Origin of the sequence: Pectobacterium peruviense, from assembly GCF_002847345.1 — a bacterium.
In the GTDB taxonomy this organism is placed as follows: Bacteria; Pseudomonadota; Gammaproteobacteria; order Enterobacterales; family Enterobacteriaceae; genus Pectobacterium; species Pectobacterium peruviense.
Genome location: NZ_LXFV01000021.1, coordinates 1 through 17,598 on the forward strand (window position 1 = coordinate 1; position 17,598 = coordinate 17,598).

General features: G+C 50.3%; 16 protein-coding genes. 7 read left to right on the top strand and 9 right to left on the bottom strand.

The window, feature by feature from the left end; translation table 11 throughout:
• From ilvN to A0G03_RS15305, 3 genes are all read right to left on the bottom strand, one after another.
• The coding region (gene ilvN / locus A0G03_RS15295; protein ID WP_208619530.1) for an acetolactate synthase small subunit at positions 1-138 on the bottom strand (138 nt) is incomplete at its 3' end.
• A gap of 2 nt (positions 139-140) precedes the next feature.
• Entirely contained in the window at positions 141-1,859 is a 1,719-nt protein-coding gene (gene ilvI, locus A0G03_RS15300; RefSeq protein WP_048262361.1) for an acetolactate synthase 3 large subunit, read from the bottom strand.
• A gap of 488 nt (positions 1,860-2,347) precedes the next feature.
• On the bottom strand, positions 2,348-4,153 hold the full coding sequence (locus A0G03_RS15305) for an AMP-dependent synthetase/ligase (protein ID WP_048262488.1): 1,806 nt from the start codon (positions 4,151-4,153) through the stop codon (positions 2,348-2,350).
• A 415-nt stretch (positions 4,154-4,568) separates the two neighbouring features.
• Between A0G03_RS15305 and leuA the strand changes: the two genes are divergently transcribed.
• From leuA to leuD, 4 genes are read left to right on the top strand one after another with little or no spacing between them, the layout of a single operon-like run.
• On the top strand, positions 4,569-6,164 hold the full coding sequence (gene leuA / locus A0G03_RS15310) for a 2-isopropylmalate synthase (protein WP_048262363.1): 1,596 nt from the start codon (positions 4,569-4,571) through the stop codon (positions 6,162-6,164).
• A complete protein-coding gene (gene leuB, locus A0G03_RS15315; RefSeq protein WP_011095330.1) occupies positions 6,164-7,255 on the top strand; it encodes a 3-isopropylmalate dehydrogenase in 1,092 nt (363 codons plus the stop codon). The genes leuA and leuB overlap by 1 nt, the downstream gene beginning before the upstream one ends.
• Positions 7,256-7,257: 2 nt before the next feature.
• Entirely contained in the window at positions 7,258-8,658 is a 1,401-nt protein-coding gene (leuC, locus tag A0G03_RS15320; protein WP_048262365.1) for a 3-isopropylmalate dehydratase large subunit, read from the top strand.
• Between the two features lie 13 nt (positions 8,659-8,671).
• The gene (gene leuD, locus A0G03_RS15325; protein WP_048262367.1) at positions 8,672-9,274 is read left to right on the top strand and encodes a 3-isopropylmalate dehydratase small subunit; all 603 of its coding nucleotides are present in this window, start codon (positions 8,672-8,674) and stop codon (positions 9,272-9,274) included.
• 252 nt (positions 9,275-9,526) lie between these two features.
• On the opposite strand, the gene A0G03_RS15330 is transcribed toward leuD, so the two are convergent.
• From A0G03_RS15330 to A0G03_RS15345, 4 genes are all read right to left on the bottom strand, one after another.
• Positions 9,527-9,838 carry an AzlD domain-containing protein gene (locus A0G03_RS15330; protein ID WP_048262368.1) on the bottom strand — a complete coding sequence of 104 codons (312 nt, stop codon included), beginning with the start codon at positions 9,836-9,838 and terminating at the stop codon, positions 9,527-9,529.
• The gene (locus A0G03_RS15335) at positions 9,835-10,569 is read right to left on the bottom strand and encodes an AzlC family ABC transporter permease (RefSeq protein ID WP_048262370.1); all 735 of its coding nucleotides are present in this window, start codon (positions 10,567-10,569) and stop codon (positions 9,835-9,837) included. The genes A0G03_RS15330 and A0G03_RS15335 overlap by 4 nt, the downstream gene beginning before the upstream one ends.
• A 184-nt stretch (positions 10,570-10,753) precedes the next feature.
• Positions 10,754-11,590 carry an AraC family transcriptional regulator gene (locus A0G03_RS15340; RefSeq protein WP_048262372.1) on the bottom strand — a complete coding sequence of 279 codons (837 nt, stop codon included), beginning with the start codon at positions 11,588-11,590 and terminating at the stop codon, positions 10,754-10,756.
• A 203-nt stretch (positions 11,591-11,793) separates the two neighbouring features.
• Positions 11,794-13,413, bottom strand: a complete 1,620-nt coding sequence (locus A0G03_RS15345) for a methyl-accepting chemotaxis protein (RefSeq protein ID WP_048262373.1) — start codon at positions 13,411-13,413, stop codon at positions 11,794-11,796.
• A 577-nt stretch (positions 13,414-13,990) separates the two neighbouring features.
• Here A0G03_RS15345 and A0G03_RS15350 point away from each other — a divergent pair.
• Together A0G03_RS15350 and A0G03_RS15355 are read left to right on the top strand one after the other, a co-directional pair.
• Positions 13,991-14,230, top strand: a complete 240-nt coding sequence (locus A0G03_RS15350) for a type II toxin-antitoxin system CcdA family antitoxin (protein ID WP_048262374.1) — start codon at positions 13,991-13,993, stop codon at positions 14,228-14,230.
• Between the two features lie 2 nt (positions 14,231-14,232).
• Positions 14,233-14,541, top strand: a complete 309-nt coding sequence (locus tag A0G03_RS15355) for a CcdB family protein (RefSeq protein ID WP_048262376.1) — start codon at positions 14,233-14,235, stop codon at positions 14,539-14,541.
• A 138-nt stretch (positions 14,542-14,679) separates the two neighbouring features.
• Here the strand turns inward: A0G03_RS15355 and sgrT are convergent, their stop codons facing one another.
• Positions 14,680-14,844, bottom strand: a complete 165-nt coding sequence (sgrT, locus tag A0G03_RS15360; RefSeq protein WP_048262378.1) for a glucose uptake inhibitor SgrT — start codon at positions 14,842-14,844, stop codon at positions 14,680-14,682.
• 90 nt (positions 14,845-14,934) lie between these two features.
• On the opposite strand from sgrT, the gene sgrR reads away from it, so the two are divergent.
• Positions 14,935-16,593, top strand: a complete 1,659-nt coding sequence (sgrR, locus tag A0G03_RS15365) for an HTH-type transcriptional regulator SgrR (protein ID WP_048262380.1) — start codon at positions 14,935-14,937, stop codon at positions 16,591-16,593.
• 51 nt (positions 16,594-16,644) lie between these two features.
• Here sgrR and A0G03_RS15370 read toward each other — a convergent pair whose 3' ends face one another.
• The gene (locus A0G03_RS15370; protein WP_048262382.1) at positions 16,645-17,574 is read right to left on the bottom strand and encodes an aromatic alcohol reductase; all 930 of its coding nucleotides are present in this window, start codon (positions 17,572-17,574) and stop codon (positions 16,645-16,647) included.
• Positions 17,575-17,598 lie beyond the last annotated feature (24 nt).

The following is a 17,598-nucleotide window of genomic DNA, read 5'->3' on the forward strand; positions in this document are numbered from 1 at the left end:
CATACGAGATAACGTAGGGTCTTCGGTTGGCGCTACCGTCAAGCTTTCGATGTTGTAACCGCGCTGAGAAAACAGGCCGACAACACGGGACAAGGCGCCTGATTCATTCTCAAGTAATACCGATAAAATCCGACGCATGATCAGGTCCTCTCCGTTTTGCTCAACCACATTTCATCCATCGCTCCGCCGCGAATCTGCATGGGGTAAACATGCTCGCTGCTATCGATGTTGATATCAACAAACACCAGACGATCTTTCTGCGCCAGGGCTTGCAACAGCTTACTTTCCAGTTCGTCCGGCGTATCGATAGAAATCCCGACGTGACCGTACGCTTCAGCCAGCTTGACGAAATCCGGTAACGACTCCATATAAGAACTGGAATGGCGGCCAGAATAAATCATGTCCTGCCACTGCTTCACCATGCCGAGGAAACGGTTGTTCAGGTTGATCACCACAACTGGCAGATCATATTGCAGTGCCGTAGAAAGCTCCTGAATATTCATCTGAATGCTGCCGTCACCCGTTACACAAATAACCGTTTCTTCCGGCAGCGCAAGCTTGATGCCCAATGCCGCAGGCAAGCCAAAGCCCATTGTGCCCAAGCCACCGGAATTCACCCAACGGCGCGGTAAATCAAAAGGATAATACAGCGCAGCAAACATCTGGTGCTGGCCAACATCCGATGCCACATAGGCTTTACCTTCGGTCAGCCGATGCAGCGTTTCAATCACTGCCTGCGGTTTAATCTTGTCGCTTTCGGTGTTGTATTTCAGGCAGTGACGCCCACGCCACTGTTCGATACCCTGCCACCAGTCGCGTAGCGCATCAAACTGCTGCGGTGCGCCATCCTGTGCCAGCAACTCCAGCATCAGGCTTAGCACCTGTTTAGCATCGCCAACAATCGGGATATCAGCGTTTACCGTTTTGGAAATCGACGCGGGATCGATATCAATATGCAACACCGTCGCATTCGGGCAGTACTTCGCCAAATTATTCGTCGTACGGTCGTCGAAGCGCACCCCTACTGCAAAAATCACATCGGCGTTATGCATAGCCATGTTGGCTTCATACGTCCCATGCATCCCCAGCATACCGAGGCATTGACGGTGCGTTCCTGGGAAGCCCCCCAGCCCCATCAGGGAGGTTGTCACTGGCAGGTTAAGTTTTTCCGCCAGTGTCAGCAGCTCTTCGTGGCACTCTGCGTTAATCACGCCACCACCGCTGTAGATAATCGGTTTTTCTGCCGCTAGCAGGGTTTGCAGCGCGCGGCGAATCTGACCTTTGTGTCCTTGAACCGTTGGGCTATAAGAACGCATGCTGACGCTTTCAGGATAAACGTAAGGCAGTTTATTCGCCGGATTCATGATGTCTTTCGGCAGATCGACGACCACAGGTCCCGGACGTCCGGTCGATGCCAGATAAAAGGCTTTTTTCAGGATCGTCGGGACATCTTCAGCTTTCTTGACCAGAAAACTGTGTTTCACGATAGGGCGGGAAATGCCCACCGTGTCGCACTCCTGAAAGGAATCATAGCCAATCAGCGAGGTGGCAACCTGACCGGACAACACCACCATAGGAATGGAGTCCATATACGCAGTGGCGATACCCGTGATGGCGTTTGTCGCACCGGGACCGGAAGTGACCAGCACGACGCCGACCTCACCTGTCGCACGCGCATAGCCATCAGCCATATGTACCGCACCTTGCTCATGCCGCACCAAAATATGCTCGATACCGCCAACCGTATGCAGGGCATCGTAAATATCCAGCACCGCACCGCCCGGATAACCGAACACATGTTTTACGCCCTGATCGATCAACGATCGGACCACCATTTCGGCGCCTGACAACATCTCCATGGATCTGCCTCTTTTGTTCAGAAAGCGGAATCCGCCTCTGTATTGACCGGGGGGAAATCCCCGCGCTCATGTTGTGTTAATACTGTTAACTTTTAGTATATCCTAAATAATTCGAGTTTCAGGAAGGCGGCAAGCTAAGGAATCCCGATGAGCTTACTCAAGTAAGTGATTCGGGTGACTAAACGCAGCCAACGCACATGCAACTTGAAGTATGACGGATAGACAACAATACGAAATATTATAGGGATTGCTAATAACCCATTAACATAACGCCAGATTATGACGCAGACAAACGGCAAAAAACCACCGCCCTTAATCGGGACTAGGGGGAATCGAACGTGAGGGAAAAAGGAACTGAGATAAAATACTAACTGGGAACCTTCAGACCTGAGAGATCGTCCATAAAGGACATAAATTACAGAATGAAATCTTGAGGCCGAAAAACCACATTTCTTTTCAGGAAACGAGCTTCTCGGCCTACGACATCATCAAGACTCTACGTACATCGCATCAATTTCCAACTGATAACGCTGGTTGATGATCTTCCTACGTAGCTTGAGCGTTGGCGTCAGCTCCCCTTCTGCCATCGAAAACGGCACAGGCAATAACGTGAATTTCTTCACCTGCTCAACGCGGGAAAGCTCTTTCTGCATTTCCCGCAGGCGCTGCTCGAACAGTTCAATAATATGGCTATGCCGCAGCAGTTCCAGACGATCGTGGTACTTCAGGTTTATGGAATGAGCGTATTCTTCCAGCGCCTCGAAACAGGGAACGATCAGCGCAGACACGTACTTACGTGTGTCCGCGATAATAGCAACCTGTTCGATGAAACGATCCTGCCCCAGCGTGCCTTCCAGATGCTGCGGTGCGATATATTTACCGCCCGAGGTTTTCATCAGATCCTTCAACCGTTCGGTAATAAACAGGTTACCGTTGGCATCCAGCTCTCCCGCATCGCCGGTTTTCAACCAGCCGTCTTCGGTAAAGGTTTCTGCGGTTTCCTGCGGACGATGGAAATAACCCCGCATGATGGTTGCGCCACGCACCTGGATCTCGTTTTCCTCGCCAATCCGAACCTCAATACCCGGTAACGGCGTACCAATAGAGCCCAAGCGGAATCGGCCTTCTTCCCAGCAGGAAACCGTCGCACAGGTTTCGGTCATGCCGTAACCATAGATAATGCGAATCCCGATCGACCGGAAAAACAGAATGATATTGTCATCCAGTCGTGCGCCCGCAGCGGGCATGAAGCGGATCTCGCCCCCCAGAAGCTGGCGCAGTTTTCCTAGTACCAGTCTGTCAGCATAGTGATGCATGACGCGGCGAAAAAGTCCGCCCTTTTTCGTAGTATTGCTAGCCAGAAAAGCGCGTTGCCCCTGCGCAATAGCCCAGTTGAATAGCCGCTGACGATACCAAGGAGCCTGAGCCACTTTTTCATGGATTGCGCTGTAAACTTTCTCATAAAAACGCGGTACGGCGCACATCACAGTAGGTTTCACCGCCAGCATCGCACCACGCACTAAATTCGTATCGCTGAGGTACACGTTCTGTGCGCCACAGTGCATAACAACGAAACTCCAGGCGCGCTCGAAGACATGGGAAAGCGGCAAGAAGCAGAGTGAGACATCATTTGCGGACATGCTTAAGCGATCGTCGTGTAGCTTAAGTTGCATCGCCATGTTGGTGTAATCCAGCATGACGCCTTTCGGCTCACCAGTGGTGCCAGAGGTATAAATCAGCGTAAACAAATCGTTGAGATCGCGGCTGTCGATGCGCGTCTGCCATTCATCACGCCAAAAATCGTCTACGGTCTGCGCTTCAAACTCATGCAGCGATTGCACAATATCGCTACCACGCAGATTGACGTATTTATCCATCACGATGATATTTCGCAACTGTGGGCAGGTATCGCGCAGCGCTAGCAGTGCATCCAACTGTTCCTGACCACCGACGAATATCGTACGGATATCGGCATCATTGATGATGAATGCCGCCTGCGCTGTCGTATTCGTGGCATAGATTGGCACGCTGATCGCACGCAGGTGCAGCAGTGCCAGATCGGCGAGCGACCAATTCATTGAGTTATGAGAGAAAATCGCGACCCGTTCCTGAACATCCAGCCCTAGCGCCAATAACCCACTGGCAATGCGTTGGATGCGCTGCCCAGCCTGAGTCCAGGTGAGCTGCTGTTCGCCCGCAGGCGTCCACTCGCGCAAAGTAATGCGACCCGCGCAGTGATTGATCTGATCTTGAACCCGGTGAACCACATGGTATGGCTGTAAATGATTATTCATCTGTAAAAGAATTTCTAAGGGGAATGAATTTGACAGCGTTTCAGCGTACAGCTGTACATTATTTGGCGTGCAGTCTACCGTCATTGTTCAAAACCGCAACGATCTTTCGTTCATTCGCCGTTGGCTATCGCTGGTTTACTTGACGCACGTCACACCAATCAAAAGTTGACATAACCCTGATAATCGCGTACCAATAATGCAACACCGAATTTTAGATGACGAGACACGACACTATGTTCAAGTTTACTGTCCTACTAAGCCTACTACTAAACGCATCCTTCTTGCGCGGTAGGTTTGTGGGCAGAGTTCAGAACTAAGTTTCTCGCCACACGATACAAAAACCCGCGCTGATGCGCGGGTTTTTTTTTACTCGCCGAGCGCTAAGTACAAATAGATACGACAAGGAAATAAACCGATGAGCGAGCAAGTCATTATTTTTGATACCACATTACGCGATGGCGAACAGGCTTTACAGGCGAGTTTGAGTGTAAAAGAAAAGCTGCAAATTGCCTTCGCGCTGGAGCGTATGGGCGTTGATGTCATGGAGGTTGGCTTTCCCGTATCATCTCCCGGTGACTTTGAATCCGTTCAGACGATTGCCCGCAACATCAAAAATAGTCGTGTGTGCGGTCTGACTCGCTGCGTCGAAAAGGATATCGATGTCGCTGCAGAAGCACTGCGTGTCGCAGAAGCCTTCCGTATCCACACCTTTATTGCCACCTCACCGATGCACATCGCTACCAAGCTGCGCAGCACGTTGGACGAAGTCATTGAACGCGCCATTTACATGATCAAACGCGCGCGTAACTACACAGACGACGTTGAATTCTCCTGCGAAGATGCGGGTCGGACCCCCATTCCAGATCTGTGTCGCGTGGTTGAGGCCGCAATCAATGCCGGAGCTCGCACCATTAATATCCCGGACACCGTCGGCTACACCATGCCCCATGAGTTCGGTAATATCATCGCCTCGCTGTACCAACATGTTCCCAATATCGATAAAGCCATCATTTCTGTTCACACTCACGACGATCTGGGTTTGGCCGTCGGCAACGCAATGGCAGCGGTTCACGCAGGTGCGCGTCAGGTAGAAGGCACATTGAACGGTATCGGTGAACGTGCTGGTAACTGTTCACTGGAAGAAGTGATCATGGCGATAAAAACCCGTCATGACATCTTGAATGTCCATACCAACATCAACCATCAGGAAATCTACCGCACCAGTCAACTGGTCAGCCAGATTTGCAACATGCCTATCCCTGCCAACAAAGCGGTCGTGGGTGCCAACGCTTTCGCCCACTCTTCTGGTATTCATCAGGATGGCGTGCTGAAGAATCGTGAAAACTACGAAATTATGACGCCGGAATCCATCGGTCTGAAAGAAGTGCAGTTGAACCTGACTTCCCGCTCTGGTCGTGCGGCGGTGAAACACCGTATGGAAGAGATGGGCTATCAGGACAGCGATTACAATTTGGACGATCTGTACTCTGCCTTCCTGAAACTGGCGGATAAAAAAGGTCAGGTATTTGATTACGATCTGGAAGCGCTGGCCTTTATCAGCCGCCAGCAGGAAGAGCCTGAGTTCTACCATCTGGATTACTTCAGCGTTCAGTCTGGTTCCAGCGTAATGGCAACGGCCTCAGTCAAACTGATCTGCGGCGAAGAAACGCAGTCAGAAGCGGCGACGGGTAATGGCCCAGTGGATGCCGTTTATCAGGCAATCAACCGCATCACGGGTTATCAGGTTTCGCTGGTCAAATACCAACTGACGGCCAAAGGTCAGGGGCGCGATGCGCTGGGCCAGGTTGATATCGTCGCGGATTACCAGGGACGTCGTTTCCATGGCGTCGGTCTGGCAACGGATATCGTTGAATCTTCCGCACAGGCAATGGTAAATGTATTAAACAACATCAAACGTGCTCAGCAGGTAGAAAAAGAAATTCAGCGCCTACAGCACAATAACCAACAACAAAACGATAGCAAACAACAAAACAGTCAGGAAACAGTGTGATGACAAAGAGCTACCATATCGCCGTTTTACCCGGAGACGGCATTGGCCCAGAAGTAATGGCACAGGCCCATAAAGTACTGGATGCGGTACGTCAGCGTTTTGGCATTCGCATTACCACCAGCGAATACGACGTTGGCGGTATCGCCATTGACCGTCAGGGCACACCGTTGCCGCAAGCGACCGTCGCAGGCTGTGAGCAGGCCGATGCGATCCTGTTCGGTTCCGTTGGCGGCCCGAAATGGGAACATTTGCCACCGGCAGAGCAGCCAGAGCGCGGTGCGTTACTGCCTCTGCGTAAGCACTTCAAATTGTTCAGCAACCTGCGTCCTGCGCGTCTGTATCAGGGGCTGGAAGCATTTTGCCCGCTGCGTAGCGACATCGCCGCGAAAGGCTTTGATATCCTGTGCGTCCGCGAGCTGACGGGCGGAATCTACTTCGGTCAGCCGAAAGGCCGTGAAGGTAGCGGTCAATATGAGCGCGCTTTCGATACCGAGGTGTATCACCGTTTTGAGATTGAGCGCATCGCGCACATCGCGTTTGAATCCGCACGTAAACGTCGCAGCATCGTGACCTCTATAGATAAAGCCAACGTGCTGCAAAGCTCCATTCTGTGGCGCGAGATCGTTACGGAAGTCGCTAAAGCCTATCCAGATGTGAAGCTGTCCCATCTGTATATCGATAACGCGACGATGCAATTAATTAAAGATCCGTCTCAGTTTGACGTGATGCTGTGTTCTAACCTGTTCGGTGACATTCTGTCCGACGAGTGCGCCATGATTACCGGTTCAATGGGCATGCTGCCTTCCGCAAGCCTGAACGAACAAGGCTTCGGCCTGTACGAGCCTGCTGGCGGTTCCGCACCGGATATCGCGGGTAAAGACATTGCCAACCCGATTGCACAGATTTTGTCGCTGGCGCTGCTGCTGCGTTACAGCCTGGGGGCGGATGATGCCGCAGAGGCAATCGAAAAAGCCGTCAATACTGCGCTGGCTGAAGGCTACCGCACCGCCGATCTGGCAAGCGCCAGCAACGCGATCGGTACCAGTGAAATGGGCGACGTTATTGCGCGTTTCGTGGCGCAAGGGGCATAACCATGGGTAAGACGTTATATCAAAAATTGTTCGACGCGCACATCGTTCATGAAGCGCCGAACGAAACACCGCTGCTGTATATCGATAGGCATCTGGTGCACGAAGTGACTTCTCCACAGGCGTTCGACGGCCTGCGCGCGATGGGCCGCAAGGTTCGTCAACCGGGGAAAACCTTCGCGACCATGGACCACAACGTGTCCACGCAGACCAAAGACATCAACGCCAGTGGCGAGATGGCTCGCATTCAGATGCAGGAGCTAATCAAGAACTGTGCGGAATTTGGCGTTCAGCTGTATGACCTGAATCACCCGTATCAAGGTATCGTTCACGTTATTGGCCCTGAACAAGGGATGACGCTGCCAGGTATGACCATCGTTTGCGGTGACTCACACACCGCAACACACGGCGCGTTTGGCTCACTGGCCTTCGGCATCGGTACGTCGGAAGTGGAACATGTGCTGGCGACGCAAACCCTGAAACAGGGTCGCGCCAAAACCATGAAGATTGAAGTCACCGGCGATGCTGCACACGGCATCACCGCGAAAGACATCGTGCTGGCGATCATCGGTAAAACCGGTAGCGCAGGCGGCACCGGTCATGTAGTTGAATTCTGTGGTAAAGCCATTCGTGCGCTGAGCATGGAAGGCCGTATGACGCTGTGCAACATGGCCATTGAGATGGGCGCGAAGGCAGGTCTGGTTGCACCGGATGAAACCACTTTCAATTACCTGAAAGGTCGCCAGTTTGCCCCGAAAGACGCGAACTGGGATGCCGCCGTTGCATACTGGAGCACGTTGAAATCCGATGATGACGCGCAGTTCGACACTATCGTCACGCTGGACGCCGCGCAAATTGCACCACAGGTCACCTGGGGCACCAACCCCGGTCAGGTTATCGCCGTTAATCAGGAAATCCCTAGCCCTGATTCTTTCAGCGATCCGGTAGAACGCGCCTCTGCTGCCAAAGCGCTGGCCTATATGGATCTTCAACCCGGCATTAAACTGACCGACGTGAAGATCGATAAAGTCTTTATTGGTTCTTGCACCAACTCGCGTATTGAAGATTTGCGTGCGGCGGCAGAAATCGCCAAAGGGCGTAAAGTTGCCGCAGGCGTTCAGGCTATCGTCGTACCCGGCTCCGGCCCGGTAAAAACCATGGCGGAGCTGGAAGGGCTGGATAAAGTATTCATCGAAGCCGGTTTTGAATGGCGCTTACCGGGCTGTTCTATGTGCCTGGCGATGAACAATGACCGCCTGAACCCCGGCGAGCGTTGTGCATCAACCAGCAACCGTAACTTTGAAGGCCGTCAGGGGCGCGCTGGACGCACCCATCTGGTCAGCCCGGCAATGGCTGCGGCTGCGGCGGTGACGGGTCGCTTTGCCGACGTCCGCGAGTTGAATTAAGAGAGAAACCGACATGGCTAAATTTACCCAACACACTGGTTTGGTGGTTCCTCTGGATGCCGCTAACGTCGATACCGATGCCATCATCCCCAAGCAGTTTCTGCAAAAGGTGACGCGTACTGGTTTCGGCCAACATCTGTTCCACGACTGGCGCTTTCTGGACGATGCTGGTCAACAGCCCAACCCTGAGTTTGTGCTGAACCAACCGCATTACAAAGGGGCGAGCATTCTGCTGGCACGCGAAAACTTCGGCTGTGGCTCTTCCCGTGAACACGCACCGTGGGCGCTGACCGATTACGGCTTCAGCGTCGTTATCGCCCCAAGCTTTGCCGATATTTTCTATGGCAACTCGTTTAACAACCAACTGTTACCAGTGAAGTTGAGCGACGAGGAAGTGGATGAGCTGTTCAAGCTGGTGGACGGGCAGGAAGGAATTAACTTCACGGTCGATCTAGAAAATCAGGTTGTTCAGGCGGGCAGCAAACGCTATCCGTTTGAAATCGACAGCTTCCGCCGTCACTGCATGATCAACGGGTTAGACAGCATCGGCCTGACGCTGCAACACGAAGCATCGATTACCGAGTATGAAAAGAATCAGCCTGCATTTTTGAACTGATTCAAGATTACAGATAGCCCGAAGCCCATGCTTTATTGCGGGCTTCGGGGCTAACAAAGTCCATCGAGCGGCAGTAACGGATAGATCGTAAAGACGCTGTAAACACATCCCTGTGCGCTCGGCTTGCGCCATCCATGGCGCAAACGCTTTACTCTTCTATTCCGTTACTCCCGTTTTCGTTCGGCAAATAGGTTTATCAACAGTCAGAGCCCGCACTTTACTGCGGGCTTTTTCTTTTGGAAGAATGGGGGATTACAGCAGCGAGGCTATCATATAAAAGGCCAGCATACTCAGAAGCACTGCGATCACAATATTTCTGATAAAAAATGAAATCACGATACTCACGATTGCGCCGAGGAAATAAGGATTATCAGGAAAGGCGCGAATAACGCCGTGCTCCATTAAAATAATCGGCCCACAAATCGCAGTGAGTAAACAGGGTGCGGAATACTTTAAAGCACGATGGAGTAAAACAGGGATTTTTACCGGTACGGCAGGCTCAAGAAAAATATAGCGATTAAAAAATACGATCCCCGACAGAACGAATATCAATAACCAACTCATTTTTCTTCCTTAAGCACAGATGCGATGAACACCGAGAAAAACATACCACCGACACCGGCAATCGCGATGGCACCTTCTATCTTGAAATAGGTCAATAACATCGACAGCAGCAGAGAGAACAAAACGCCAGAGAAAGTACTGATCGTCTTGATCATCGGCACAACGATGGTGATGAACGTAGCAACGATAGAGTAATCAAGGTGGTACTTATCTAAGTCAGGCACTGCAGACGCCATGAGCACGCCAAGAATGCTAAAGATATTCCAAAAAATATAAAAGGTGACACCTGCACCGATTAAATAACTGGCGCTGACATTGTTTTTTCTATCTTTCTTTTCGCTGAGCGCAAAAAGTTCATCTGATAATAAAAACCCAATAGGCAGTCGTTTTCTTAATTTCAAGGTTGAAACGTATTCTCGCAACGTCAGGCCATATATCAGGTGCTGTGCGGTGATAAAGAAAACGGAGATTAATAGCGTCGCGACATTCGCCCCAGACATGAGCAACCCTAACGAGACTAATTGCGCCGCTCCCGCGAAAATAATGGCGGACATCCCGATACTTTGCCCGACGGATAATCCCGATTGGATAGCCATCGAGCCAGCAAGAATCCCCCAGGGCACAACCGATAAACAGAGAGGAAGCATTTCAACCACGCCAGTCATAAAGTGCTTCCACGGGCTAACCGTGTCTGTAGCTGCCGACGATGAACGAGTTACGGTGTTTTCCATATAACCTTGCACTACCATAAATAAATCGATAGCGGGAAATTAACAAAACGTTTTTTAATAGTATTGGATAAAGTTGCTGCGCCTCAGAATAGAGAACGAGCCTATTAATACCCTAAATAATTCGAGTTTCAGGACAAAACGTTAACGTTTTGAACAACGCACAGGCAACTTGAAGTATGACGGGTTATGCGTTGCCTTTAGCAAACTCGCCTGGCGTCAGCCCCAACGAATTTTTGAAATGACGATGGAAGTGACTCTGGTCGGTAAACCCACACTGCACCGACACATCAAGAATAGTATTGCCTTTACGCAATAGGCCTTTAGCCTTGCGCAGACGCGCTTGAATCAAGTAAGCGTGAGGTGTAATACCAACAACCGCTTTAAACTGCCGTAAGAAGTGCCACACACTCAGTTCAGCGAGTTCTGCCAGTTCAACAAGAGCCAGTTCTCTCTCAGGATAGCTGTCCATAAAGGCTTTAACATTCAATATGTTTTGAGTCGCAATGGGAAGCATCTGTGGCGTCAGGCGAGTCTTGCTATAGCGCATCGTCAACCAGGTTAATGAAGACAGCAGCAGCGTTTCTTTCAATAGCATATTGCCCGGTTGAGCAAGCATATTGAACGTCATCAGTAACTGATCCGCCAGCCCGGGGTCGTGAACAACGGCATCAGGAAACCATGGAATGGCGTCCTTTGAGCGGTGAATATCCTGATTAATCGAACGAAAAAGATCGGGATGAGGATAAATGGCTCGATAGGCCCAGCCGGTTTCTACCTCAGAACTTCCCGTATGCACATCGTCCGCATTCACCAGGATGATGTCGCCTTTCGGCGCAACGTGCTCTGCACCTGAACGATAAAAGCGTTGAGCACCCTGCTCAATCACGCTGATGCAATAGGTATCATGAACATGACGAGGAAAACGCTGCTGGTAGTACTGCGCCTGCAACATATCCAGACCGCCGAGTGCGTCAAGGTGCCTGAAGTTTGTCTGCTCTTGCGCAACCGGCTTTTTATGCACGCATCAATCCTCTTGTCGTTTGTACAAAATTGCTCTGGCAGAGTAGCAATAGCGAAGCTTCATCATCCAGAAACAGTGTACCTGTTTCATTGATTCTATCAGAAGCGGATTAACATCCCATGCTGGAAAAACGTCGAAAAAAAAGCCAGCGACACAAGCCGCCGGCGTTCAATGATACATCTCTGGATTTTCTACCAACGGGATTACATCAGGTGAAACCGGGATACCCCAAGATTTAACAGCTCAGCCTGCTGCTCCAGCGATGCGGCAGACGAGGAGGCTTCCAACACCAGCGTCGCATTTTGTTGCGTGACCCGATCCATTTCTGATATCGCTAACGACACCTGATTGATACCGCTGCTTTGCTCATCGGAAGCCAGCGCAATCTCATTCATGATTCGGGTGACGTTATTAATTTCAGCGACAATCTCAGCCATCGCTTTACCCGCTTCAGAGGCCAGCGTCGTTCCCTCCGTCACTCTGGCTTCAGATTCTTTAATCAATGCGGCAATCTCCGTTGCTGCGTTAGCAGAGCGCTGTGCCAGATTACGCACTTCTCCTGCAACTACCGCGAATCCTTTGCCCTGCTCACCCGCACGGGCAGCTTCTACTGCCGCATTCAGCGCCAGAATATTGGTCTGAAATGCAATCCCATTGATGAGCGAGATAATCTCAGAAATTTTGCCTGAACTCTTGGCAATGTCATCCATAGAACCGACAACCTGTTCCACAATGCCGCCACCGTTCACCGCTTTAGATGACGTATCCGTCGCTGCCTTACTGGCATGATGCGCATTATCGGTATTTTGTTTCACCGCCGCTGTGAGCTGCTCCATACTGGCAGCCGTTTCTGCCAGCGCCGCAGCCTGCTGCTCTGTTCGTGCGGACAAATCTGTATTGCCGGCAGCGATTTTCGTCGAACTACTGTGAATCGACTCCGCACTATCGCGCACCGAGCCTACTGTCTCTGAGAGTGAATCCTGCATTTGCTGGATATTGTCCCCCAAAATGCCGATTTCATTTCTCCCCACATCCGCACGCGCGCGCGTTAAGTCTCCCTGCGCGATCGCCTGTATACGCGATACCCAATACTGAATTGGGTTAATAATAACTCGGCGAATTAATAAGAACGTCATACCTGTTAACACGATGGCAAGAATAAATGCGCCCGTCATGAGCGTGTATCCCAGCGTTGAATGTCTTTCAGCCGTCAAATTAATGTTTTTGGCCATATCAACCCGATAAAGGTAAGACGCTTTCAGCGGTACATCATACTCATCATCCAATTTAGACATGGTCGTCGACTCAAACGCATTGAGTTCCTCAACATTGCCTTTTTTCGCTATGTCAAACATGGGCTTAGTGCCCCGTTCAACATAATCGCTATAACGCGCCTTTAGTTCATTATCACGGGCGAGTTCAACATCAGAACGGGCCGCTCTATTTTGATATCCGTTAAACATTTGCTGCGACATCACCAACCGTTCTTCTGCGGCTTTCATGCTGGCGTTGTAATTGTCAGTAAGACCATTATGTAAATGGTTCACGGCATGCAGCAAATTCATACGCGCCGCACGCATATGGTTAGCGCTATCAACTAACTCCATCCGAACATTCAGTTCCAGAGTTGATTCATTTAATGACAACTCCGCCTGCTTTAAAAAGTAGGATGATGTTGCGACAGCAACGGCAAAGAGCAGTAAAACACCAGAAAAAACAATAATAAAAAGAGGCGTCAACTTAATATTATGTACTCCAGGGGAGGAGTGCCAAGGTTCTGGTTTTTCGTAAAGCGCTATTGACTGATACGGTACATCGCTCATTTTTACATCCGTCGAGTTATTCAGAAAGTTGCTGTGAAGTAAATTTCAGGTAAACAAGGAAAAATAAAACGCCACCACGTGTTACACATTATTTAAATATTATAACAACGCGCGTTAAGTGCGAGAGAAAAAATAGGAACCTCTAAAAATAATTCTATCTACAAGATCGCCATCACGAAAAGCATTATTTCAACGATAATCATTTCAATTAAAAACAGTTCAAATCATAAACTATTACATAAGGTTATCGAATTATCTTGGCTACTACACGTCATTATTAGTATAGAAACACATTCATAGAATTGTTTAATTTTAATGACAATGGATTCCATTCTAATATTTTATTTTTGGTATTAAATCATCTTCACGTTAGCACTATTTGCATACCGCCCTCTGCAGGCAGACTTCCTCTCTTCTTCTCAACCTGCTTTTGCGAAACCGCACGCAAACTCATCACGTCGTTTAATTTTCAGAGAAATAAGCGGGTATATTTCATTCTCACAAGGGTTGCGATATGACAGAACCAAACGCATAATCATTACACGTGCTATTACACGTGTAATTTTTTGGAGGCACTATGCCCGTAACAAGTGTTCGTCATAAAAAAACAGTCAGTGTGACACTGGAACCCATGTTGCTTCAGCAGGCACGTGAAGCCGGAATTAATCTATCCGCAATACTCACCGAAGCGCTGAAGAGAGAAATTCGCCTTTCAGAGGGAGAAAAATGGAAGCAACAGAACCAAAAAGCATTGCAGGAACTAAACCACATTACAGATAAACACGGCCTATTGTCCGACGATGACAGGACGTTTTAAGCATGCAATATAAAATTTACCGTAATAACGGTAACAGCAACTCATACCCCTACCTGCTCAATGTCCAAAGTGACATCATCGGGGAATTACATACCCGACTGGTGATACCTTTATTTCCACTGAACAAAATTACCAAGGCACCAGCCCGAAGGCTAACGCCGATAATCACTGTCGAAGGCGATGACTATCTGATAATGACCCATGAAATGGCGAGCGTCCGCCGCTCGCAATGTGGTCATGAAGTTATGGATGCGCAGATGTACCGAAAAACAATCAAAGACGCCGTTGATTTCCTGCTTGATGGCTTCTAAGCGGATCCCTTTCATCACTCAAACCATCAGCGACAACCCAAACGCGGTAAGCAGATCTGCACCATAAAAAAAACCAGCGAGAAAACTCGCTGGTTGGTGAAACATCACCATTACTCAGAATACATTTCCTAGCACCACCTAGAGCCAATGACGGTATTCATCGTCGGACATTTCGTTCAGGTGCCACTGCGTCGCCTGCTGCAATAATGCAACGCGCTGTTGGGTAGACATCCATCGCAACCACTTCGCTTTACAAGTCGATAAGTAGGTTCGATAGAACTGGGACAAACGGGAAATTGTCATGAGCCACCTCCTCTCTTTCCTTGTTAGAAAGTATCGACGTAATATAGGGAAAGATAAATTGATGGCTTTAGTGCAGGGAGTTCCTCTTTTATGTCTTCGCCTCGATTGCAACAACAGTTCATCCGCCTGTGGCAACACTTTCAGGGACAAACCGTCGACACCACGCTGCAAGAGCTAACGGGGGTACTGAACTGCTCACGCCGCCATATTCGTTCATTGCTGAATGCGATGCAGCAGGCTGGCTGGCTCATCTGGCAGGCAGAAGCGGGAAGAGGAAAACGCTCGCAACTCTCCTTTGTGTATACCGGATTAGCCCTACAACAACAGCGTGCCGAAGATTTGCTAGAACAGGATCGCATTGAGCAGTTGGTGCAGTTGGTCGGTGACAAAGAAGCCGTGCGCCAGATGCTATTAGCTCACCTTGGGCGGAGTTTCCGGCAGGGAAAGCACATTCTTCGTATTCTCTATTACCGCCCATTACGCAATTTACTGCCCAGTTCAGCACTACGACGCTCGGAAATGCATATTGCACGGCAAATTTTCAGCGGGCTGACCAATATAAATGAGGAAAATGGGGAACTGAAACCCGATTTAGCTCATCACTGGCAGAGTTTATCTCCCCTGCACTGGCGCTTTTATCTACGTCCGGCCATCCGTTTTCATCACGGTCGTGAACTCACGATGGACGATATCACCACATCATTATCACGGCTCACTCCGCTCCCGCTGTTCTCTCACATTGAAACCGTGACCTCACCGATGCCGTTTGTGATTGATATCAGGCTGAGCACCCCAGATAAATGGCTGCCGTGGCTCTTGGCCAGCGTGCACGCCATGATTTTGCCGCAGGAGTGGCAAACGCTGCCGAATTTCGCCCAACACCCGATTGGCACCGGGCCTTACGCGGTGGTACGCAACAACAGCAACCAGTTGAAAATTTGTGCCTTCGATGATTATTTTGGCTATCGGGCGCTGATTGATGAGGTCAACATTTGGGTCTTGCCGGACGAGCCGGAAGAAATGCCGGTGTCTGTCCAATTCCAGTCTGATGATTCTCACCATGAGCAGTTGGAAAGCCGAATGGAAGAAGGGGGTTATTTCCTGTTATTCGACAAACGCTCGCCGCTGAACCAGCGTCCAGAAGCGCTGCAGTGGCTCAGACAGGTATTTAACCCTATTTCGCTACTCAGCCACGCCAATACCAGCAACCAGCGCGACTGGTCGCCCGCCTATAGCCTACTGCCGCGCTGGCACCACCATCATCCCGATACGCCACAGCCCATTCCCGATGGGCTAACCGACGTCACGCTCACGTTCTATCAGGAACACCCAGAGTACCGGATATTAAGCGAGATTATGCGCACGCTGCTGGCACAACAGGGCGTCACTCTGCACGTTCAAACTATCAGCTACGAAGACTGGTATCAGGGCAATGCTGAAAGCGATATCTGGTTTGGCAGCCTGAATTGTTATCTGCCGCTCGAATTCTCTCTGTTTGCCATGCTTTATGAGCTGCCACTCGTGCAGCATTGCCTGAATGACGATCTAGCGACAGACGCACAACAGTGGCGTAATCACACGCTCCCGATGGCGGAATGGAGTGAAAGACTCATCAAGAGTGGGCAACTGCATCCGTTATTGCATCACTGGCTACAACTTCAAGGGCAGCGCAGCATGCGCGGCGTCAGGATGAATATGCTGGGCTGGTTTGATTTTAAATCCGCCTGGTTTGCACCGCCGGAACACTAACTGCATTTGGAAAAAGTGCGGGGCGCGTTGAATCGCTCCGCACGTTTCTGCCTATTTTTGCAACTGCATCCGTAAGAAATGCTCGACGTCGACCGTCTCGTAACCCTTACGTTCATTGAACGTGCCGGATTTGTCCCACCACATCCCCTCCCCCAAAGCAAACGCGGCCCGATAGCGCGCCATTGCGTCATCTGGAGCCACCTTCAGATCCCTGCGCAATTTGTCCAGAGTCCATAGTGTCTTCTCAAAAATCTTCCCCGTGATACGTTCAACGACATCGGCAAGTTGCCCGTATGAGATCGTGTCACCTGCCACGTAGACAACCTCATTAGCCAATCGTGGTTCGGCCAGCACGATTTCAGTCGTGAGCCAACCAATGTCTTCGGGGATCGTCACGGTCACTTTAGTATCCCAACTTCCCAGACCGTGAAGGATTCCGCGCTCCAGATCCACCACATCGAAGGCGGGCTCAAACAGGAAACTCGTGAACATACCAGTCGAAACAATCACCCATTCGGTACTCTGTTGGCTACGTAGCAACTGTCTCACGTCGTACTGTTCATCAAAAACCGGATGGCCGCTTTTTCGACCCACGACGTCATAATCAACACCGAATTGCCAAGGGAAATAGCGCGCGACGTTGGCAGCCAACACCGCTCTGGTTATTTTCATTTGAGTGCCCGGCCCTGCTACGAATCCCGAACAGTTCAATACCGTCTTATAATGCTTGAAAAGCTCCGTCAGAGCGTATTCATCAGAGGCCAGATCAAACCCGATAACGTCAACCCCTAATGCACGAAGTTCGGTCAGTGTAGCCATACCCTGCTCCGACGGATCGTTAACGGTATCCGGCGAGACGAGTACCGTAACCGACAACGGCAAGGCTCGCGCACGCGGTGCAAGAGCACGCAATACCGCCATACCGAGTTGCCCTGCGCCAAGTACAAGAATATCTTTCAATACTGTTCCGCTGCCATTCACGCCTTAACTCCTTCAAAATTTCAA

What these genes read in the sequence shown, in the direction of transcription:
- ilvI (WP_048262361.1), bottom strand. Translation starts at nt 1,859, where the DNA reads ATGGAGATGTTGTCAGGCGCCGAAATGGTGGTCCGATCGTTGATCGAT.
- A0G03_RS15305 (WP_048262488.1), bottom strand. Translation starts at nt 4,153, where the DNA reads ATGAATAATCATTTACAGCCATACCATGTGGTTCACCGGGTTCAAGAT.
- leuA (WP_048262363.1), top strand. Translation starts at nt 4,569, where the DNA reads ATGAGCGAGCAAGTCATTATTTTTGATACCACATTACGCGATGGCGAA.
- leuB (WP_011095330.1), top strand. Translation starts at nt 6,164, where the DNA reads ATGACAAAGAGCTACCATATCGCCGTTTTACCCGGAGACGGCATTGGC.
- leuC (WP_048262365.1), top strand. Translation starts at nt 7,258, where the DNA reads ATGGGTAAGACGTTATATCAAAAATTGTTCGACGCGCACATCGTTCAT.
- leuD (WP_048262367.1), top strand. Translation starts at nt 8,672, where the DNA reads ATGGCTAAATTTACCCAACACACTGGTTTGGTGGTTCCTCTGGATGCC.
- A0G03_RS15330 (WP_048262368.1), bottom strand. Translation starts at nt 9,838, where the DNA reads ATGAGTTGGTTATTGATATTCGTTCTGTCGGGGATCGTATTTTTTAAT.
- A0G03_RS15335 (WP_048262370.1), bottom strand. Translation starts at nt 10,569, where the DNA reads ATGGAAAACACCGTAACTCGTTCATCGTCGGCAGCTACAGACACGGTT.
- A0G03_RS15345 (WP_048262373.1), bottom strand. Translation starts at nt 13,413, where the DNA reads ATGAGCGATGTACCGTATCAGTCAATAGCGCTTTACGAAAAACCAGAA.
- A0G03_RS15350 (WP_048262374.1), top strand. Translation starts at nt 13,991, where the DNA reads ATGCCCGTAACAAGTGTTCGTCATAAAAAAACAGTCAGTGTGACACTG.
- A0G03_RS15355 (WP_048262376.1), top strand. Translation starts at nt 14,233, where the DNA reads ATGCAATATAAAATTTACCGTAATAACGGTAACAGCAACTCATACCCC.
- sgrT (WP_048262378.1), bottom strand. Translation starts at nt 14,844, where the DNA reads ATGACAATTTCCCGTTTGTCCCAGTTCTATCGAACCTACTTATCGACT.
- sgrR (WP_048262380.1), top strand. Translation starts at nt 14,935, where the DNA reads ATGTCTTCGCCTCGATTGCAACAACAGTTCATCCGCCTGTGGCAACAC.